The 19,169-nt window shown below is 59.7% G+C and carries 19 protein-coding genes; 13 read left to right on the forward strand and 6 right to left on the reverse strand.

What is annotated here, in order from left to right; all coding sequences use genetic code 11:
• Positions 1–20: 20 nt before the first annotated feature.
• Genes AR689_RS21700 through AR689_RS21715 form a run of 4 tightly spaced genes read left to right on the forward strand, consistent with a single transcriptional unit; the run spans position 21 to position 3,833 of the window.
• Positions 21–1,061, forward strand: coding sequence for an amidohydrolase family protein (locus tag AR689_RS21700; RefSeq protein WP_062073523.1), 1,041 nt, complete (start codon positions 21–23; stop codon positions 1,059–1,061).
• Positions 1,058–1,735 (forward strand): RraA family protein, encoded by a 678-nt coding sequence (locus AR689_RS21705; RefSeq protein WP_062073525.1) that lies wholly within the window; start codon positions 1,058–1,060, stop codon positions 1,733–1,735. The genes AR689_RS21700 and AR689_RS21705 overlap by 4 nt, the downstream gene beginning before the upstream one ends.
• A complete protein-coding gene (locus AR689_RS21710) occupies positions 1,735–2,319 on the forward strand; it encodes a tripartite tricarboxylate transporter TctB family protein (RefSeq protein WP_062073527.1) in 585 nt (194 codons plus the stop codon). Before AR689_RS21705 ends, AR689_RS21710 begins: the two co-directional genes overlap by 1 nt.
• A 2-nt stretch (positions 2,320–2,321) precedes the next feature.
• Positions 2,322–3,833, forward strand: coding sequence for a tripartite tricarboxylate transporter permease (locus AR689_RS21715; protein ID WP_062073529.1), 1,512 nt, complete (start codon positions 2,322–2,324; stop codon positions 3,831–3,833).
• A 1-nt stretch (position 3,834) separates the two neighbouring features.
• On the opposite strand, the gene AR689_RS21720 is transcribed toward AR689_RS21715, so the two are convergent.
• Positions 3,835–4,620: a MurR/RpiR family transcriptional regulator gene (locus AR689_RS21720; protein ID WP_062073531.1), complete on the reverse strand. Its 786-nt coding sequence runs from the start codon at positions 4,618–4,620 to the stop codon at positions 3,835–3,837.
• A gap of 176 nt (positions 4,621–4,796) precedes the next feature.
• Here AR689_RS21720 and AR689_RS21725 point away from each other — a divergent pair, with 176 nt between their 5' ends.
• Positions 4,797–5,765 (forward strand): tripartite tricarboxylate transporter substrate binding protein, encoded by a 969-nt coding sequence (locus AR689_RS21725; RefSeq protein WP_062073533.1) that lies wholly within the window; start codon positions 4,797–4,799, stop codon positions 5,763–5,765.
• A 162-nt stretch (positions 5,766–5,927) separates the two neighbouring features.
• The gene (locus AR689_RS21730; protein ID WP_062073535.1) at positions 5,928–6,326 is read left to right on the forward strand and encodes a universal stress protein; all 399 of its coding nucleotides are present in this window, start codon (positions 5,928–5,930) and stop codon (positions 6,324–6,326) included.
• Positions 6,327–6,944: 618 nt separating this feature from the next.
• Here AR689_RS21730 and AR689_RS21735 read toward each other — a convergent pair.
• The 3 genes from AR689_RS21735 to AR689_RS21745 all read right to left on the reverse strand — a co-directional run bounded on the left by AR689_RS21735 (position 6,945) and on the right by AR689_RS21745 (position 10,765).
• Entirely contained in the window at positions 6,945–8,681 is a 1,737-nt protein-coding gene (locus AR689_RS21735) for a CocE/NonD family hydrolase (protein WP_062073936.1), read from the reverse strand.
• Positions 8,682–8,789: 108 nt separating this feature from the next.
• Positions 8,790–9,593, reverse strand: a complete 804-nt coding sequence (locus AR689_RS21740; RefSeq protein WP_231745622.1) for a hypothetical protein — start codon at positions 9,591–9,593, stop codon at positions 8,790–8,792.
• A complete protein-coding gene (locus tag AR689_RS21745) occupies positions 9,569–10,765 on the reverse strand; it encodes a CaiB/BaiF CoA transferase family protein (RefSeq protein ID WP_062073937.1) in 1,197 nt (398 codons plus the stop codon). Before AR689_RS21745 ends, AR689_RS21740 begins: the two co-directional genes overlap by 25 nt.
• Positions 10,766–10,800: 35 nt before the next feature.
• On the opposite strand from AR689_RS21745, the gene AR689_RS21750 reads away from it, so the two are divergent.
• The 4 genes from AR689_RS21750 (at position 10,801) to AR689_RS21765 (ending at position 13,502) form a co-directional block, all read left to right on the forward strand.
• On the forward strand, positions 10,801–11,733 hold the full coding sequence (locus AR689_RS21750) for a LysR family transcriptional regulator (protein ID WP_197412938.1): 933 nt from the start codon (positions 10,801–10,803) through the stop codon (positions 11,731–11,733).
• Positions 11,734–11,809: 76 nt separating this feature from the next.
• Positions 11,810–12,391, forward strand: coding sequence for a MaoC family dehydratase (locus AR689_RS21755; RefSeq protein WP_082698123.1), 582 nt, complete (start codon positions 11,810–11,812; stop codon positions 12,389–12,391).
• Complete coding sequence (locus AR689_RS21760) at positions 12,388–13,215, forward strand: HpcH/HpaI aldolase/citrate lyase family protein (protein ID WP_197412939.1); 828 nt, start codon at positions 12,388–12,390, stop codon at positions 13,213–13,215. Before AR689_RS21755 ends, AR689_RS21760 begins: the two co-directional genes overlap by 4 nt.
• A complete protein-coding gene (locus AR689_RS21765) occupies positions 13,212–13,502 on the forward strand; it encodes a hypothetical protein (RefSeq protein WP_062073539.1) in 291 nt (96 codons plus the stop codon). Before AR689_RS21760 ends, AR689_RS21765 begins: the two co-directional genes overlap by 4 nt.
• A gap of 238 nt (positions 13,503–13,740) precedes the next feature.
• Here the strand turns inward: AR689_RS21765 and AR689_RS23455 are convergent, their stop codons facing one another.
• On the reverse strand, positions 13,741–14,148 hold the full coding sequence (locus tag AR689_RS23455) for a nuclear transport factor 2 family protein (RefSeq protein WP_062073541.1): 408 nt from the start codon (positions 14,146–14,148) through the stop codon (positions 13,741–13,743).
• A gap of 242 nt (positions 14,149–14,390) precedes the next feature.
• Positions 14,391–15,725: an aminotransferase class III-fold pyridoxal phosphate-dependent enzyme gene (locus tag AR689_RS21775; RefSeq protein ID WP_062073543.1), complete on the reverse strand. Its 1,335-nt coding sequence runs from the start codon at positions 15,723–15,725 to the stop codon at positions 14,391–14,393.
• 234 nt (positions 15,726–15,959) lie between these two features.
• Between AR689_RS21775 and AR689_RS21780 the strand changes: the two genes are divergently transcribed.
• From AR689_RS21780 to pdxS, 3 genes are all read left to right on the forward strand, one after another.
• Positions 15,960–16,667, forward strand: a complete 708-nt coding sequence (locus AR689_RS21780) for a GntR family transcriptional regulator (RefSeq protein ID WP_231745624.1) — start codon at positions 15,960–15,962, stop codon at positions 16,665–16,667.
• Between the two features lie 112 nt (positions 16,668–16,779).
• Positions 16,780–18,222: an NAD-dependent succinate-semialdehyde dehydrogenase gene (locus AR689_RS21785; protein ID WP_062073548.1), complete on the forward strand. Its 1,443-nt coding sequence runs from the start codon at positions 16,780–16,782 to the stop codon at positions 18,220–18,222.
• A gap of 48 nt (positions 18,223–18,270) precedes the next feature.
• A complete protein-coding gene (gene pdxS, locus AR689_RS21790; RefSeq protein ID WP_062073551.1) occupies positions 18,271–19,167 on the forward strand; it encodes a pyridoxal 5'-phosphate synthase lyase subunit PdxS in 897 nt (298 codons plus the stop codon).
• Positions 19,168–19,169: the final 2 nt, after the last annotated feature.

The raw sequence follows: 19,169 nt of genomic DNA on the forward strand, positions 1-19,169 counted from the left end.
AGAAAGGGAAATTCAGTAGCATGCGCATCGACACCCACGCACACTTCACGACCGCTCCCCCTCAGCTTGAGGCTTGGCGCGGGAGGCAGATCGCCCAGGCAAACAGGCCAAGCAAGGGCAAGATTTCCATCAGCGATGACGAAATCCGCGAGGCGCTTCAGCGTCAGTTGGCGGAGATGGAGCAGACCGGAACTGACAAGCTCATCTTCTCGCCGCGCGCCTCCGGCATGGGACACGAATTCGGTGATGAACGCATCAGCCGCTACTGGACTGAGCACTGCAATGACCTGATTTACCGTGCCTGCGCGTTGTACCCCGACAGGCTGATCCCCGCCGCCCAACTTCCGCAGTCACCAGGCGTTAGCCCTGCCAATTGCATCGAAGAGCTGGATCGCGTGGTAAACGACATGGGCTTCGTAGGCGTTAATGTCAACCCTGACGTGGCAGGAGGAGGACAGCCCTTTACCCCGGCCATCAGCTCTTCCTGGTGGTATCCCCTGTGGGAACGCGTCGTCGAACTCGATGTACCCGTCTTGCTGCACGCCACGTCCACGGTTAATCCTGCCCTGCATCTTAATGGCTCCCACTACACAAACTGCGATTCCGCAGTTGTATTTGACCTTGCATGGTCCGACCTTTTCGACAGGTTTCCTACCCTGAAGATCATCGTCCCGCACGGCGGAGGCGCGGCCCCCTTCCAATACAACCGCCACCGTTCCCTCCACGAACTGGCCGGCAAGAAGCCCTTTGAGGAGGCGGTCAAGAACGTCTACTTCGACACCGCAATCTATGACCGCGACTCCATGGAGATGCTCATTCGCAAGATGGGCGTTGACAACGTCCTTTTTGCCGCCGAGATCGTTGGCACCGCCAAGGTGACCGACCCGCAGACGGGGAAACGATTCGACGACACCGCAGGCTTCATAGAAGACATCGAATGGCTTACAGATACCGATAAGGAAAAGATCTTCGCCGGCAATGCCCGGAAGCTCTACACGCGCGCAAACTTTGACGATGACAGCGCACTTAAGACGATGGCAGGCAAAGGAGCAGTTTCATGAACATTGGATTTCAGGTCCTCAACCGCAAACAGTCGGTAACCCTTGAGCTTGCCCAGCGCTTCAAGGAGGTGCCAGTCTCAACTGTCAGTGATTCGATGAACCGGCTCACGGCGGCTGGTTCGAATCTGCGCCCGATGCACCGTGGCGGGCCGCTGGCCGGGCCGGCATTAACGGTGCGCACCCGGCCGGGTGACAATCTGATGGTACACCTCGCCCTTGATCTTGCGGAGCCAGGAGACGTCGTCGTTGTTGATGCTGGCGGGGATACGACTAACGCCATCATGGGTGAACTCATGGTCATGCACGCCCTGAAGCAAGGGATTGCCGGCATCGTCATCAATGGCGCCATCAGGGACAGCGCCGCGATTAAGGAACAGGACCTTCCTGTCTACGCGGTAGGGATTACCCACCGCGGACCATACAAGGACGGGCCCGGCGAAATCAATGTGCCAATTTCGCTGAACGGTATGACCGTCAGGCCCGGTGACCTCATCATTGGTGACGATGACGGCGTTCTGGCTGTACCGCTGGAGGAAGCTGAGATGGTACTGGAGGCAGCAATCGCGAAGAACGCAAAAGAATTGGAAGCCGCAGTCGAGTTCCAAGCAGGCACGAGCGACCGCAACCCCATCAGGGCCAGGGCTGAAAAGCTTGGCGCCTTCTTCGAAGCCTGATGTCTGTGACCACCATGGCAACGCATAATGAGCCGCCACCCGATGAACCCAACGAGGCGCTGGTGGACGTTCTGGAGCAGACCGATCCTCTGCCCGTTACAACTGCATACCGGCGGGCAAACCAAGTGGCAGGAATCCTGTTTGCCATGCTTGGGGCGGGTTTGACCTTTGGTGGGCTATCACTGGGATTGACGGTTCGCAGTGTGCCCGGGCCTGGTCTTTTCCCGACGATCATCGGCAGCCTCCTGATCTTTCTCGGGGTGCTTCTATTCTTCGTCGCGGTATTGGGAAAGCTCGACCGGAGTGAGGACACGTCCGTTCCGGACCGCGTGGGTGTCCGGCGGATTCTCGTCACGATTCTGGCCAGTGCCATATTCGTCTGGGCGGTCCTGTGGGCCGGATACCTGATTGCGATGACACTTTACGTTTTCGCGCTCCTGTCAGTGGTAGGCGGCCGACGCCGAATTAACAGTGCGTTAATCGCCGTCATCTTTGGTGTTGGCTCCTTCGCAGCTTTCAAGTACGGACTTGGCTTGCCGCTGCCAACAGCTGCGCTGCCATTCCTTCGGGAAATGGGGCTCTGACCATGGAAATTTTTGAACAGCTCCTGAACGGGCTGCTTGCGGTCCTCACATGGGAAAACCTGCTCCTGGCCTTGATCGGCTGCGTACTCGGCATGCTAGTGGGAATTCTTCCGGGTTTTGGGCCTGCGGCTGCTGTAGCAATCCTCCTCCCGGTGACCTTCGTCCTGGGTCCTGCACCTGCACTCATCATGCTCGCCGCGATCCTCTACGGCGCGAGTTACGGCGGCACCATAACCGCTGTCCTGCTCAACGTCCCTGGCGAAACTTCGTCCGTGGCCACCACTATCGATGGCTATCAGATGGCGCTCAAGGGTCGTGCGGGGGCTGCTTTGACCATCGCGGCGCTGGGTTCTTTCGTAGGCTGCGTCGTCGGATTGCTGGGCTTCGTGGTCGCGACCCCCCTATCACGGTTTGCCCTGTCCTTCGGGGCACCAGAGTTCTTCGCGCTGACGATCCTGGGCTTGAGTTTAGTGATTGGGCTTGCGGGCAAGTCCCTGGTGAAGGCCTTGATCAGTGCGGTATTCGGGCTTTCCATCGGCATGGTGGGTATTGACCCGCTGGCCGGCGTCCCGAGATTTACCTTCGGTCAGGCTCCGCTCCTGGACGGGATCAATTTTATTGCGGTTGTGATGGGACTTTTTGGAGTATCCGAACTTCTGGCTACGGTCGACCACTCTGCCAAGTTTGGCCGAGCCCTGCCCGTAGGGAAGATCTGGCCGACGCGCACAGATCTGCGGCGATCAGTAGGCCCCATTCTCCGCGGCGCCCCCTTGGGGTTCCTCTTCGGATTGCTCCCCGGTTCTCCCGGCGCGGCAACTTCATTTGCTTCCTACGCCCTTGAAAAAGCCATCTCCAAGCGCAAATCCGAATTCGGGAAAGGAGCGATAGAGGGCGTCGCCGGACCTGAAACGGCGAACAACTCGCTGGCCATCGCCGGCATGATCCCCCTCTTCACTCTCGGCGTTCCGACGTCGGCGACCACGGCAATCCTAATGGGGGCTTTCATTGTCAACGGGCTCGTACCCGGTCCGCTCCTATTTCAGAACTCCCCCGACGTGGCGTGGACCATCATTGCGAGCATGCTCGTTGGTAACGTGATCCTGCTGATCCTGAACGTCCCCTTGGTTCGGGTGTGGGTTTCCTTCCTGAAAACACCCTTCCCGGTGCTGTACGCCATAGTGTTCGGTTTCATGATACTTGGCGCCTACACGCTGGATGGAAGCGTATTCAACATTGGCGTACTGCTCGTTTTTGGACTCATAGGCTACCTCATGCGCAAAGTTGATATTCCGCTGGCACCGATGGCATTGACGATCGTCCTTGGAGAGCTGATGGAAAGCAACCTACGACGCGCACTGGCGATCTCAGGTGGCGACCCCTCCATCTTCGTGCACAGCGGCATCTCCCTGACATTGCTGATTCTTGCCGCCTTGGCCATCGTCGGCGCGCTGATCGGCCGCATGCTCAGTAGCAGGGCCACCCGAAAGAAGGAACTGTCCGGAGCGGCCCTTTGAACTAGTCCTCGACTTCCGGGTCCGCTGCTGCAAGCTGCTGCATGAGCGAGTAGTCCATGGCATAGCAAATGGTCGCAAGTACAACAAATACCCCATGCTTCAGCTCGGACCGCGGAACTGCCAGGACGTACTGCGCCTTCGGTTGCAGGGCAAGAATCGGCTGGTCCGTCACGAAAACCACGGTGGTTCCCTGCTCCAACAGAACACCTTCAAACGCACTTATGGACTCGTACTCAGTGGAAAGCAGGAAAAACAAGACGATGTCCCGAGTACCCACGGTGGCCAACTGATGGCCGAGCTCAGTACCAGTCTGATGGATCACTGTGGAAGGTATCCCTAGAAGCGCAATTTTCCTTGCAAAGAAGTCTGCCAGGGGGCCGGCGAGCCCATTTGCTGCGAGGAACACTCGGTCGGCCCCCAGCAGCGCCTTCATGGCACCATCGATGGTTGACTGAGGAACGTGCTCTGAAACCTTTTCAAGCACCTCGATCTGACCGCGCAATACCCTGTTCAAGGACGATTCTTCGCTACCAGGCTGCTTTTCAATCTTCAGAGTGGGGCCCAAGCTGTCAGAGGCAAGTTCTAGGCGAAGTGCAAGGTACCCCGCGTACCCCAGCTTCTGGGCGAAGCGCACGACTGTGGACTCATGCACGTTAGCCCGCTCCGCCAATTGTGCTGCCGTAAACAAGGGAGCGCCACGCCGGTCCCCGAGGAGCACCTCGCTAATCCTGAGCTCGGAAGAGGTGAGGTTACCGGGTGCATTGCTTAGCGCTTCTCGAAATCCCACTTATGTCTCCTTCTCCAAACGGTGAACACCCATTGCTCACCGCGCTCCATACCATCAAAAAATAACCCTTGACACCCTCTGCATATTTCTTGCATTATATCTGCAAGGTGCAGGAAAAATTAGCACTAGCCCCCTGCGTCTTGCGGGACAGGCGCAAATAACCACCAGGAGATTCAATGAAGAAGCTCGTCATGGCCCTTGCAGCGACCGCAGCGTTATCGCTGACGGCATGTGCCCCGGACGCCGCCCCATCGGCCGAGGCAGACTACCCAAAGGCAGGATCGACCGTCAAACTCGTCGTCCCTTTCTCTGCGGGAGGAACTACCGATATCACTGCCCGTGCATTCGCTCCGGTTCTGTCGGATGCACTGGGGGCGAATGTGGAGGTCATCAACACCCCTGGAGCCGGCGGCCAAGTCGGCCTTACCTCTCTTGCCTCCGCGGCGGCTGACGGCTACACGATCGGGTTCACCAATCTCCCGTCCAGTATCCCCACCTACCTGGTCAAAGACAGGGGAGCTACGTACACAAAGGACAGCTTTGCTCCCATCGGGGCCCTCGCGCGCACTACCAACTACTTGGCTGTCAGTGCATCCAGTTCATATGGATCCCTGAACGACCTTCTCGCAGCCGCGAAGGCAGCGCCTGGAAAAATTACAGTGGGGGTCGCTGGCGACGACGAACAGCTGGGGGTGGAGGCAGCCGCCAAGTCGGCTGGCGTGACCTTTAATATCGTCCCCTTCGATGGGGGCAGTGAGAAGACCACCGCCTTACTTGGAAAGCAGGTAGAAGCGATCGTCGGAGGCGGCACCACCATCATCCCCGGAGTCAAAAACGGAGACTTCCGGGCGCTAGGTCTCTTCGGCGGGAGCAAGGATCCATTCCTTCCGGATATCCCCACGTTCAAAGACCAGGGCATTGACATTGATATCAACGGCTACCTCGTTGTATCAGCACCTGCAGGGACGCCGGAACCTGTCCTCGAGCGCATCGAAGATGCAATTGAAAAAGCCACCACAGACAGCAAGTTCCGAGATCTCGTCAATGCTGGCTTCCAGGAGCCGTTGTTCGTGCCTGGAAGCGAGATCTCTCAGAAGTGGTCGGACCAACAAGCAACCTTTGAAACTCAGTTAGCGGCCAAGTAGCCCAACACAGCCGCCAGGGCCCCACAGGCGTAGGGCCCTGCCTCGTCGACCAGTGCTAACGGAAGGGACGTTTACGGGGCCGCAGTATTCAGAGCTGGTGCTTCGGAGGCCCCGAAATGCACAAAAGTAGCAATTATTATCACGGAAAGCAGAGAGAAGCTCATGGCAGTTGTTGTCGGGTATATCCCCACAGTTGAAGGCGAAGCAGCCCTGAAGCGGGCTGTTCTTGAGGCGAGACTACGCAACACACGCCTAATTCTGGTCAATCTTCAGCAAAACGAGTCTCTGTCAGACGCTCGTTCGGCCTCTGAGCAGTCTCTAGCCGAGCTTCATAAGCAACTCGTTGCATCTGGAACGGAAGTCGAAACAATCTCCGCACCCGCCACGCACACCAGCGAGGCACTTATAGAAATCGCTGCCACCCACAGTGCGGACCTGCTGGTCATCGGCATACGCCGCCGAAGCGCCGTCGGAAAACTATTGATGGGCAGCACGGCGCTGGAGATTCTAACGGGTGCTCCCTGCCCGGTACTCAGTGTTCGGCCAACCGGCGGGCAATGACCCGCACCCCTCAAACACTCCAGCCGACCAGTCCCCGGCGGTCTGTCGGACTGGAAACAGCCCCTTGTTTCCCAGAGAAATGCAAACGTAGAAATGACGGAAAACCGGAACCCCGCCCCACCGCACTTCCGGAAGACAGGAGACTGGCAGACGACAAGAGGCAAAACGGTGGTGCTGCGCACACAAGAAACTTTTGTCCGCCAAGGTGTTGTCGAGGACGTCATGCCCAACTCAGAGGGGCTATGGCTCAGGAGCACCCCCACCCGGCCAAGAGAGTATTTTGACAAGGCAAGCGGATTCGAGTTGTGGATCCCGACTTTCGGAAGCAGTGCCTGAGAAGGGTGCCCTGCCCGCGAACACCTTCCGCTTCGGCATCACAGTCCGCGATTAGGAAGCCAGCCCGACGTACGGCCGTGCGCCCTCGTCTTCGTTGTTTCGTGACCAACCGCCGGACCGCCGTCTTGCCAGATCGAGCTGCCCCGGTCGAACAGGGCGGCTTCGGTCCCTTGAATGGGCCGGTCGTGACAACCTCTGATGAATTGGCGCAGTAAGCCTGTCGTCCGGCGACCCTCACGTGCTGACCGTCTTGGCCGCGGTCACGGCGGATGCATGTCAGGGCTACCGTGCGATGATCGGCAGAATCAACCTGCTGCTGTTCAAGGGGCCGTGGTGAACTCGATTACTGGCCGCTACTGCGGCGTCAACGGACTCGTGCGCAATGATGCCACCGGTATTCGTGTTGCGGTCGAAGCGCGGAAAGTTGCTGCTGGAAATGTCGAGACGTAGACGGTGCCCCGGGAGGAAAACATTCGATGTAAGCCCCATGTTGACTGTGACCTCGTAGACCTCCTCCGGAACGAGAGGGCTAGGAGTGGAAAGGCCGCCACGGTAGCGCAGGCGCAGCATTCCATCACAGAGGTTAAAGGCTCGGCCATCGGGGAACACGTCGATCAGCTTCGCTGTGATATCAGTGTCCACGGCACTGGAAGACATGAACACCTTCAACTCGACATGGCCGGTCACCTCGAGTGACTTCTCGAGGACCGGAGTCACATAACATAGGACGTCCTCGCGCCCATCGACTTTAGACTGATCGACGGGACCAATCAGCCCTGGTTGCGCCGGTAGGAGCGCTCCGCCGGCCGTGGGGACCGGGTCGTGGGGATTGTAGATGAACTCATCAAAAGTATCGCGTTCGGGCAAGGTGACCTGCAGTACTCCGTCACCATGACGAGTTGCTGCCGCACCACCGCTGTCCAGGTAGTAACCGACGTACCTAGTGTCGGGAAGGGGCCAGTCGACCTCGTTACGCCATCGGTCGATGCCCATCACGAATATCCGTACCCGGGGTGCGGGCGCGGTCAACGGAACACCGCGCAGGTTCTCATCGAAAAAGGCAATGTGCTCTGCAGAAATGTCGGCTTCGGCACGGATCCCATAAGACCGATCGGCGAACCGGCCGGTAAAGCTTGTGTGATCCCAGGGCCCGATGAGAAGCCGTGATTTCTCGCGGGCCTCTTCGGATCCGCCGTGCCTCCGAACACCAATGAATCCTCCGACGGTTCCGCTGACTTTCAGGTCGTACCAGCCGCCTATCGAGAAGACTGGCACAGAAACTTTCGACATGATCTCGGGTCCGGACCAGTCTTGTCTCTTCCAATACTCGTCGAATCCAGGGTGGGCGATGAAATCGTCAAACCAGCGTCCCGTACCGTGAACAGGAAGATCTGCGAGGGGCGTAAAGCTGTTGAGCTCCAGCGGATCGAGGAGTGCGCCGTCGAGACGTTCTTGGGATGCCGGATTATGGCCCGGGTCCGATATCGAATTGCGGCGCTCTTGCCCGGAATACATCAAAGCATTCCACCAAGTGTTCAGGCTGAGGGACATCGCTCCGCCCTGTGAATACCAAGCATCCCTGTACCAATCCAGTGCCGCAGTTGTGGGAATTATTGCGCGAAGTCCCGGAGTGCCGCTGATTGCCAAAGCCCACTGAACCATGCCCATGTACGATTGCCCGTACATGGCCACTGTGCCATCTGACCAGCTCTGCTCGCGCACCCAAGCGACCGTATCCTGCCCATCCACGATCTCGTTGAGTTTCGGCTCAAATATTCCGTCGGACATTCCCGTCCCTCGAGCGTCCTGGATGACCACCGCATATCCCGCATTGATCAGCGGCATCAGTGAAGGAGTGGGGCTGTTGTGACCGCCGAATTGGTGCGTCGCTCGCCTGTCATACGGGGTACGGAGTAGCAGTGTCGGTGTCCGGCCTTCCAAAGGACGCCACACATCAGCCACGAGTGTCACACCATCGCGTGTCACCAAAGGAACATTCGGGTGATACAGATGCGTCATTCGCTCCTCGTTTGCGAACATGCCCCTCGCCATCTGGCGAAGGGCCCCGTATGGCCATTGCTGGATTGCCTCGTCGGTAGATTTGTGCCTAAATTTTTCAACCCTGTCCTACGGAAACGCCCTTGATTCCGGATCATCGAGGATGACCTTCTGAATCACGGCGTGAAAGCACCGGGTGTCTACTTCCGACAGTCGTATCTCACGATGAAGATAGGCGTCCAGTTCCAAAATGTCGGCGTCGCCGCCTTCCGCCCAAAAATGCAGCCACAATTCATCAAGTCTGAGCAGATCCCCCTCCAACAAGCTGCGTGCGGCTTCCACGGATGTTTCCTCCTGAGAAGGGATCGCAGGCTCAGAAGGATCGGCGCCGTGTGGGAGAACAGCTATTCGAGATAAGCGCTGCCGTTGATCGGGCCGGGGCTGCATATCGTTCGTGACGAGGAGGTCTTTCGTGATATCCCTTTCCCCCCTTTCGGAGTGAGGGACCTTGGCAGGGAATGGCCGGCCGAAGTCCGTAAATACGGATCCCTTCGAGGCCCTCAACCTTGCCAGGAGTGGCTCCATCGGGCCCGAGGCAGTGGACTCTTCGGCTATGTCCCGGATAAGGGGCCGGCCGAGAAGGACATGGCCGATCCAGAGCTCAATGACTCCGAGGCTGTGGGTGACGATGGCATGCGGGCTGTTCGCATTCGGCATCGCAGGTTTCCGGTTGGCGAGCCCGTCCCCGAGTTCCTCGAGCACAGATGCCATTCTGCCCAAGGCAGAGCAAATCGCCATGACCTGACGTACCCGCCCACGGTGCTGCGCGGTGCGTCCAAATGAATAGCTTTTCAAGGATTTCCGAGAGGAGGGAAAGCGGCTTCCAGCGAAATGCGGCACGGCGTGAATCAGATTCGCGTCGTGTTTAGCCACTGCAGTACCGCTTCTGTGTGTTCGCCCAGGTCTGGAACCGGCAAGAGCGAGGGAGTTTCTCCGTCGAAGGTGACCGGCGGGATGAGGGCCTGTATTTCGCCTGCAGGAGTTGACACAGGAGCCCATCGTTTGCGTGCCTCCAGTTGTGGGTGGGTGGCGAAGGACGACATTGTGCGCTGCTCGGCATACGCAATCGGGGCCCTTTCAAGCCGCGCCACGGCCTCCTCGACGGACAGTTCCGAAAAAACGGAACTGATGATCCGGTCTAGCTGATCCCGGTTCTCCACCCTTCGGTAGTTGCTGGAGAAGCGCGGGTCTTCGCGCAGTTCGGGCTGTTCCAGGACCACGGTGCAGAAGTTTTCCCATTCGCGTTCGTTCTGCAGGCCAAGGTTGATCACGGTGCCGTCCGCTACGGTGAAAGGTCCGTAGGGGGCAATAGTGGCATGGCTTGCTCCGGTGCGGGCCGGCGCCGTACCGCCGTACATGGTGTAGAGCAGGGGATAGCCCATCCACTCCCCCAGCGCCTCGAGCATCGAAATTTCCAGGTTGGCTCCCTGGCCCGTTTGTTCTTTGCGTAAGAGCGCGGTGAGCATTCCGGAGTACGCGTACATGCCCGTGGCGACGTCGGCAATGGACAGGCCAACCTTCGAAGGAGTTTCATCTGTACCCGTGATTGAAACCAGCCCCGTCTCGCACTGAATTAACAGGTCGTAGGCCTTCTTGGCCGAATAAGGCCCGCCCGATCCATATCCCGAAATGTCACAAGTGATCAGGTCCGGCCGGGTTTTGGCCAGCTCATCGGCACCGATGCCCAAGCGGGCTGCAGCCCCGGGCGCCAAATTTTGGACCAGGACATCGGCCCTGTCCACGAGCTGCCGAAGGATTTCAGCGCCCTCGGCCGTCTTCACGTCGATGGCTACGCTCTCTTTGCCTCGGTTGAGCCAGACAAAGTGACTTGCCAGGCCCTTGACGGTTGTGTCGTAGCCGCGGGCCAGATCACCGGCGCCTGGTCGTTCGACCTTGATGACCCGGGCACCGAGATCTGCCAGTTGTCTTGTCGCAAAAGGGGCCGCGACGGCCTGTTCCAACGAAACGACTACGACCCCGTGCAATGGACCAGGGCGAGATGTGGAAGAGGGGTCAGAAAGCGAGGAACTGTTGCGTAGCTGCATGCCTTCACTTTCGAGGCTCACGCCCCAAGAGTCCAATGAAATATGTTGGCGATAATCATGCGCTCAGCGCATCATTGGGTATGGACATTGAAGAATTGCGGTGGTTTGCGGCTTTGGCAGAGGCGGAGCACGTGACTGAAACGGCTGCTCGTCTTCATGTCTCCCAATCGACGCTGTCGCGTGGTATTCAGCGTGTGGAGCAGCAGTTTGGTGCCCAGCTGTTCGACCGTTCTGCCAGAAAATTGGCGTTGAACGGCTTCGGTGAGGTGGCACGGACGCACGTGCTTCGCGCACTTGGCGAATTGGAGGCCGCTGAACAGCGCATTAGTGCCATGCGCGACCCGGGCCGCGGTGTGATCTCACTTGCCTTTGTTTCATCGTTGGGATCTTGGCTCGTGCCCGAGATCATTGGGAGCTTCAACTCCATTGAGCCGCAAACGACCTTCCAGCTGGAAGGCGGAGCAGCCGATCAGGTCCTGGATCTGGTGAGGAACCAGGTTGTCGATGCCGCACTGCTCGCTCCCCGGCCGGCCGACACGACTTTCGACTGGGTTGATATCGTTGATGAGCCGCTGGCCTTGGTGGTTCCGGAGAACCATCATGTGGCGGAAGCCGGGCGCCTGCAGTTGCAGGAGGTCATGGATGAGTCCTTCGTTGGTCTTCGCCCGGAGTTTGGGCTGCGGCAAATAGGTGACCGCCTGTGCGCAGCGGCGGGTTTCAAGCCACGCATGGTCGTCGAGGCGACCGAAATCACGACATTGTGGGGCCTCGTCAGCGCCGGCCTTGGCATGGCAATCCTGCCGCGCCTAGAAGGTCCTCTCGCTCAAGGAACCCGCCAGATTGATATCGCAGACCCGACAGCCCATCGCACTGTCGGCCTTGCATGGCTGATGGGGCGGCGGCAACCAGCGCCGGTTGCGAGGTTCCTTGACTTCATGCATGACCGGCATCCAACGCCCGAGAAATAGATCATGCGCGCCCTGCATTGATTTTGCTCCAAATTTTCATTGGCGGCCATTCCGCCAGCACCGGCAAACTGGGTCCATGACTATTGATTCGACTACGACCGGTTCCCCCGCCGAGCAGGCCCCGGCCGCGCCTTCCTACGTGGAGGGCTGGACGGGCCGATACTACGAAGACTTCAACGTCGGGGACACGTACAGACACCCGCTGGGCAGGACAATCACGCGGACGGACAACATCTGGACAACGCTGCTGACCCAAAACTCCTCCCCCATTCACTTTGACGCGCATTATTCAGCCCAAACCGAGTTCGGTCAGCCTTTGGTTGATTCGACGTTCACTCTGGCGTTGGTGACCGGACAATCGGTTGTGGACCTCTCGCAGCACGTGCTGGCAAACCTTGGTTGGGACAACGTCAGGCTCCCGCACCCGGTGTTCGAGGGCGACACCATCTATTCGCAGTCCGAGGTTCTGACCAAGCGGGAATCCAAGTCGCGTCCGAACGTGGGCATCGTGAAGGTCCGCACCATTGGTTTCAACCAGCGCCGCCAAATTGTCATCGTGTTTGAACGGACGATGTTGATATACAAGAAGGGTCATGGGCCGGACTTTACTGGCGTGACCCCTGAATGGGACGAGCTGTCTCTTAGGGCGCTGCGTTGAGCCTGACGGAGAACCTCACAGGAGCTGAGACCTTCTTGTTCGTTTCTGGTGCGCAGCCTGAGCGCTATAGGAAGGCCGCCGTATCCGGCGCCGATGTGGTCATCATCGACCTCGAAGATGCAGTGCCGCAGAACCAGAAACAGGAAGCACGGCTGGGAGCTGCAAGCTTCCTGGCAGAGTCACGTGCCCTTGTGCGGATCAACGCAGTGGGCACGCCGCACATAAACGATGACGCAGCCGTCCTGGCCGATTCTGAGGGATTGATCGGCATCATGCTGCCGAAGGCTGAATGTCTGGACGACGTGGAGGCCGCCGCTGCTTTCTTCCCTGGCGTGCCAGTGGTCGCCCTGATTGAGTCTGCCCGGGGTCTTGCTTCTGCCCGGGAGATCGCCGAACACCCGGCCGTGGTGCGTCTCGCGTTCGGCAACCTGGATTTCGCCGCTGACCTCGGAATCACGCCAGGGGCGGAAGAGGAAGAACTGTTCTACGCCTTCTCCCATCTCGTTTTGGCCAGCCGCCTTGCTGGTAAGACAGCCCCCATAGCAGGGGTAACTCCCAATTTCCGGGACCCACACGTCGCGGCAGGCGATGCCCGCCGCCAACGTGCCTTCGGATTCGGGGGTAAGCTGCTAATCCATCCAGCACAGATCCAGCCAACAGTGGAATCCTTCGCTCCTACATCTGCCGAACTTGAATGGGCCTCCAGAGTCATCGCAGCTTCCGCCGCAGCCGACGGCGGTGCCGTCCAATTAGAAGGGGCCATGGTTGACCGGCCGGTTTTGCTCCGCGCCGAACGCATAGCCAGCCGAGGAACAGCAATATGAGCACGTATGCGCCGAGGACCATGCAGGCCACTCTCTTAGGCGTGGACACCAGTTTCAGGGCCTACAGGGTGCCCCTTGCTCCCCGCCTGAAAGGAGAAGAGGACGACTGGACCCAGCTCGAAGGCTCCTTAGTCGAAATCCGACAAGCGGGCGCTCTGATTAGGACAGGTACTGTCGACGCGGTCACCGCCGACTCCAGCATGATATGGATTGGCCAAGACGGCGCCCTACCCCGCCAGCTGTTCCTGCGGGCCGATGGTACCAAGGTTTGGACCTTCCACAGCTGACCCGAGATTGCTTGCGCTGATGCTCGATCGGACTACACGTTTGGTGATACTGGTCTCTGGCGCTAAGCAGGGTTTGCGCCTCCGCATCGAAGGCGCAAACCATTTCAATGGGTCCATCCCTAAGCCGGGGAAAGCAGTTGGTGCGTCATGACGCGATGGTGTTGACCAGCGACGGCTTCTATTTCGCAGCCGGGCTCCGTAGGGTTAGCTCTGGCCGCTCCCTGCTAGGAAGCGGAGGTTACCGAGCAGTTTCCACGGCTCCGATCGCCGCATCGTTTTCGATGGTGTAATGCCAGGTCTTGGAGATGACCCACCATTGGCCATCAGTCAAAATAAGGATGAGATCATCAACAAACTGCTTCGGGGCATAGGCGTTTCGCACGCGTGCGTGGCCGCTGGTGGGGCTCGAGCGGGTCACGCTTTCGATGACGTCGCGGCGCTGATCGCCCCGGCTCGCCGGTGAGGGCCGGCTGCTGACTATTTCCATGTACTGGTCCCGGGTCATGGTTACCAGTGATGATTCCGTGCCCGACGAGAGCAAGACCTTGGGATGTAGTACGGTCTGGAACAGCTGAGTGTCTCCCTCGTAGAGCGCGTCGAGGTAGGTGTGAACCGCGTTGAGGACTCCGGCGATTTCTGTAGACATCACATTACTTTCTGAGAAGGGTTCGTTGAGGTGCTGGCTATTGCACTGGGTAGGCCAAGGTCCGCCGGGGCAGCGGTCAGCGAGAGAGACCCCTTCGGCTCCGCGGTCGTCGCGGGCGACTTCGGTGTTTTCGCAGGAATTATCAGACGTCGTTCTGAAGCCTGTGCACCGGGCGGACCTGAATCCAGCGGTCAGTAGCCGAAGTCCCGGCCCCATCCGGGGCCGGGACTTCGGTCTCATCCTTAGGACGCGGTGGTCGTGGAAGCCTGAAGAAGTCCGCGGTCAAGAGCCTGGTCAGCTACGTCGAGACCGTGATCCAGTGCCTGGAACAGGCCTTCAAGATCCTCTTCGGGCATGTTCAACGCCGGCGAAAGGAACAGGGAATCACGTTCCCCACTGGTTCCAATCATGGCCCCTGCCTCAAGGGCCCTTGCGGCGACCTTCGAGGCGATGGGAGCTTCGAGGGTGTCCCCGTACCAGTTGCGCCAGTCCGTGCCACGCAGTTCAACGGTCCAGTGCTGTCCATCGCCGTCAACACGTGCAACGCTCGGGTGCTTTTCGGCGATTTCTACGAGCCGCCTGCGGGTGAGCTCACCCATGCGGGCAGCGCGCTCAACAAGCCCTTCATTCTGGACGATGCGCAGGTGTGCCCTGACTGCAGCCATCAACATCGGGTGGCCACGGAAGGTGCTGTATGTCTGCCAGGTCTTGTCCTTCATGTTTTCGACCAGTTCCTTGGACAGGACTACGGCACCGGCAGGAGCTGCGCCGCCGCCGAGGGGCTTGCCGAGGGTGACAATGTCGGGGCGGCTAGTTCCGCCTTGGAAGGCGAACCAGTTCCCGCCATGGCGTCCCAACCCGGTAACCACTTCGTCGGCGATCCACAGCGAGCCCGCGTTCCGGGCAGCCTCGGCGACGCGGTCCTGATACGCGGCGTCATAGTACGTGCCACCCTGGGTGTAGTCGATGATGGTTGCGGCCACGTCGGACAGAACTTCCTCTGCTCCGCCAAGTCGCTCGGACAGGTTTTCGTCGTGCTGGGGTGCGCCATATGCAGCGCGAACCGGGCCCGGAAGAATTTTGACCGGTGCTGTGCGGGGAACGGGCTGTGTGCCGCCGTGCTGAAGGGAGAGTCCACCGTGCCAGTGGGGCTGGACCGTCATGTCCCGAGACAGTCCTGTCATGCCGTGATAGGCCCGCTCGCGGGTGGCGAGGGCGCTCCGACCTGTGAAAGCCTGACTAAGCGAAAGGGCGAGGTCATTGGCCTCACTACCGCTAATGAAGAACCGAACGGCTCCTACCCAGTCATGCTCTCCGGCGAACGCTACGTCAATGAGTTCCTGGGCGGCCTGTTCACGCTCTGCGTAGAACCAGCCTTCGTTAATGACAGGCGCGGTAGCGGCCTTGCGGACTGCCTCGACCATTTCCGGGTGGGCGTGGCCCAGGGGGCCGCCCGTGTTGCTGCCATCGATGACCCGTCGTCCGTCATCGAGAATGAAGCGGGAACCTTCACCTCCGACGACCTTTACCAATGGCTTGCTGCCAGCGTTAATGCCGGTCTGAAGGAGTCTGCTCACTTTTGATTCCTATTCGTTCGCTACACGGCTCGGCCTGAGCCGTCTTGTTCGACTCTCATGCTGACGCAGGAGAAGCAATCACACACCAAGATTGCTAACAGTTTTCTGCTAGCTCTAATCGTGGCGGCGGGAGCAGTCAGTGTCAAGGATTTTCAGGGAAATTGTAAACTGCTAGCAATCGTCAGTTTGCGCGCTATAGTGGTTACACACCGTTACACCGAGGAGGTCCGGATTTTGTCCGACACAGCAACCCGGCTGGCTCCGGCGCCCCGGAACCGACTCGTCGATATCGCCTATGAGCGTCTACGAGCCGGAATTATCGAGGGCAATTTGGCGATGGGTTCTCGGCTTAAGGAAACCCATTTGGCTGCAGAACTGCAGGTCAGCCGCGGTCCCGTCAAGCTCGCCATCCAGCGGCTGGTTGAAGAAGGCTTGGTGGACGAACGGCCACATCAGGGTGCCATCGTCCGGGAGATTGATGGGCCGACAATCGTCGACCTCTATAATGTCCGCGTCGGTCTTGAGCGTGTCGCTTTCGGGATCGCAGCAAAGCAAGGCATGGACACATCGGAGTTGAAGCGTCTCGCTGGACTCATTAGGGCAGCTGCCCAGCAAGCTGACACTTTAGCTGTGGCCCGGCATGAGTGGGCGTTCCATACCGAGGTGTTCGAGCAGAGCAACAACCCCGTGCTGACCCAGCTCTTTCACGGACTCGAAGCCCGTATTCTCATGGCACTGACGCTCGATGATGAGGGGTTTGAGAACCTTTCCGATGTTGCGGATGAGTACGACACCCTTATCGCCGCCATTGATTCCAGAGACGAAGAAGCCGCCATGGACGCTGTGCAACGGTGCATTCTTTCAACCGTGTCCGGCGTCGTTACGCGACTTGGCGGGGACCCTGAACTGCTTCTCACCAACAAAAACCGCAAGCTCTCCTAGCCGAGACTGCGACCGAAACACGGTGCTGAACTACCTGACCTTCAGCACCAGCACGAACGTGCTGCCGCACACGGTCAGGGACCCCCCTCAGCCCCCAGACAGGACAAATACCATGACACTGAGCACCGAGGTGCAAAGGCTGCGCATCGGCGGACAGCCCTCCGACTCTTCCAACGGCGACACTTTTCCGGTCCACGACCCGGCCACCGGTGCCGTCATCGCCGAAGTCCACAGCGCCTCGGTAGCCGACGGTGTCCGCGCTGCGGAAACGGCCGAGTCCGTCCTCCCGGAGTGGGGTGCCAAGGCCCCCCGTGAACGAGCCGAGATCCTGCGCGCCGGATTTGAGAACATCCGGGCCCATCGGGCCGAGCTGGCTGAAATTATCGTCAGTGAGAACGGCAAGGTCTACGCCGACGCGCTGAGCGAAGCGGACTACGCCGCCGAATTCTTCCGCTGGTTCAGCGAAGAAGCCGTCAGACTCCCCGGATCCCTCAGGGAATCCCCCTCGGGCGCACGGAGGATTCTGGAGGTCTCCCAACCGGTCGGCGTCGTCCTGGCTATCACGCCGTGGAACCTTCCCGCGGCGATGGTCACCCGCAAGGTTGCGCCTGCCCTGGCCGCTGGCTGTACCGTCGTCGTCAAACCCTCCAACCAGACTCCTTTGACAGCCCTGCGCATTGCTGAGCTCCTGGAGGAGGCAGGCCTTCCCTCCGGCGCCGTCAACGTCATTCCCACAATCCAGGACAAAGAAGTCGTCGGGGAACTCATGTCCCGTGGTCCGGTACGGATGGTCTCCTTTACCGGCTCTACGGCAGTTGGCCGGCAGCTCATCGCCCAGGCAAGCGAACGGGTCCTCAACGTTGGCATGGAACTGGGCGGCAACGCCCCCTTCCTCGTTTTCGAGGACGCCGACATCGACGCAGCAGTCGAAGGTGCCCTCACAGCCAAAATGCGCCATAACGCAGAGGCATGCATCGCCGCCAACCGTTTCTACGTCCATGAATCCGTCCGCGACGAATTCACCAGAGCCTTCTCAGCGGCCATGTCACGCCTCAAGGTGGGCCCAGGGCGCCAGTCCGGTGTCGATGTTGGTCCCCTTGCCAGCTCGGCAGCCCTGACCGGTGTGAATCTCGCCGTCGAAGCGGCATTGGCCGACGGAGCAACACGCATCGTTGGCGGCAACAATCCCAGCGGTCCCGGCTACTACTTCAACCCCACTGTCCTATCAGGCGTGAGCGCCGATGCGGCCATCCTCAACCACGAATGGTTCGCCCCCGTCGCCCCCATCGTAGGGTTCGAATCCGAAGATGAAGTAGTTGGATTGGCCAACGCCACGGAAATGGGCCTGGGCTCCTACGTCTACAGCTCCAACCTCAAGCGTGCCTTGCGGGTGGCGGAGCGTATTGACGCCGGCATGGTCGGCATTAATACCGGCGTCTTCTCCGACCCGGCGGCACCCTTTGGGGGCACACGCCAAAGCGGGATAGGACGGGAAGGCGGACATCACGGTCTCCACGAGTTCCTTGAAACGAAGTACATCGCTGTTGACTGGTGATCCAGCCCGACTGCACCAAGGCCAGCGACATCACTCACAGGAGTCCGCATGACACAGAACCAACCCGCCACGGGCAGCAGCCGCGTTAAGCGGGGCATGGCGGAGATGCTCAAGGGCGGCGTCATCATGGACGTCGTTAACGTCGAGCAGGCCCGCATCGCTGAGGATGCCGGTGCTGTTGCCGTCATGGCGCTCGAGCGTGTCCCGGCCGATATCCGCGCCCAGGGCGGCGTGTCCCGCATGTCGGATCCGGACATGATCGATGCGATCATCGCAGCGGTCTCCATCCCGGTGATGGCCAAGGCCCGCATCGGCCACTTCGTCGAAGCCCAGGTCCTGCAGTCCCTCGGTGTTGACTACATCGACGAGTCCGAGGTCCTGACCCCGGCCGACTACATCAACCACATCGATAAGTGGAACTTCACCGTCCCGTTCGTGTGTGGTGCCACCAACCTTGGTGAAGCGCTGCGCCGCATCAACGAGGGCGCGGCGATGATCCGTTCCAAGGGCGAGGCCGGCACCGGGGATGTTTCCAACGCCACCGGCCACATGCGCAAGATCCGTTCGGAGATCGCCAAGCTCGCCGCCCTTCCCGAGGACGAGCTGTATGTTGCAGCCAAGGAGCTGCAGGCCCCGTACGAGCTGGTCAAGGAAGTTGCCGCCACCGGTAAGCTCCCCGTTGTCCTGTTCACCGCTGGTGGTATTGCTACCCCGGCTGATGCTGCGATGATGATGCAGCTCGGCGCGGACGGCGTGTTCGTCGGTTCCGGTATCTTCAAGTCCGGCAACCCGGCAGAGCGCGCCGCCGCCGTCGTCAAGGCCACCACGTTCCACGACGATCCCGATGTGATCGCCAAGGTCTCCCGCGGCCTGGGCGAAGCCATGGTGGGCATCAACGTTGACGACATCCCGCAGCCCCACCGCCTCGCAGAGCGCGGCTGGTAAGT

The organism is Arthrobacter sp. EpRS71, from assembly GCF_001512285.1.
GTDB lineage: Bacteria > Actinomycetota > Actinomycetes > Actinomycetales > Micrococcaceae > Arthrobacter.

What these genes read in the sequence shown, in the direction of transcription:
- pdxS (WP_062073551.1), top strand. Translation starts at nt 18,271, where the DNA reads ATGACACAGAACCAACCCGCCACGGGCAGCAGCCGCGTTAAGCGGGGC.
- AR689_RS21705 (WP_062073525.1), top strand. Translation starts at nt 1,058, where the DNA reads ATGAACATTGGATTTCAGGTCCTCAACCGCAAACAGTCGGTAACCCTT.
- AR689_RS21745 (WP_062073937.1), bottom strand. Translation starts at nt 10,765, where the DNA reads ATGCAGCTACGCAACAGTTCCTCGCTTTCTGACCCCTCTTCCACATCT.
- AR689_RS21765 (WP_062073539.1), top strand. Translation starts at nt 13,212, where the DNA reads ATGAGCACGTATGCGCCGAGGACCATGCAGGCCACTCTCTTAGGCGTG.
- AR689_RS21715 (WP_062073529.1), top strand. Translation starts at nt 2,322, where the DNA reads ATGGAAATTTTTGAACAGCTCCTGAACGGGCTGCTTGCGGTCCTCACA.
- AR689_RS21750 (WP_197412938.1), top strand. Translation starts at nt 10,801, where the DNA reads ATGAAATATGTTGGCGATAATCATGCGCTCAGCGCATCATTGGGTATG.
- AR689_RS23455 (WP_062073541.1), bottom strand. Translation starts at nt 14,148, where the DNA reads ATGTCTACAGAAATCGCCGGAGTCCTCAACGCGGTTCACACCTACCTC.
- AR689_RS21725 (WP_062073533.1), top strand. Translation starts at nt 4,797, where the DNA reads ATGAAGAAGCTCGTCATGGCCCTTGCAGCGACCGCAGCGTTATCGCTG.
- AR689_RS21755 (WP_082698123.1), top strand. Translation starts at nt 11,810, where the DNA reads ATGACTATTGATTCGACTACGACCGGTTCCCCCGCCGAGCAGGCCCCG.
- AR689_RS21700 (WP_062073523.1), top strand. Translation starts at nt 21, where the DNA reads ATGCGCATCGACACCCACGCACACTTCACGACCGCTCCCCCTCAGCTT.
- AR689_RS21785 (WP_062073548.1), top strand. Translation starts at nt 16,780, where the DNA reads ATGACACTGAGCACCGAGGTGCAAAGGCTGCGCATCGGCGGACAGCCC.
- AR689_RS21710 (WP_062073527.1), top strand. Translation starts at nt 1,735, where the DNA reads ATGTCTGTGACCACCATGGCAACGCATAATGAGCCGCCACCCGATGAA.
- AR689_RS21735 (WP_062073936.1), bottom strand. Translation starts at nt 8,681, where the DNA reads ATGACGCATCTGTATCACCCGAATGTTCCTTTGGTGACACGCGATGGT.
- AR689_RS21730 (WP_062073535.1), top strand. Translation starts at nt 5,928, where the DNA reads ATGGCAGTTGTTGTCGGGTATATCCCCACAGTTGAAGGCGAAGCAGCC.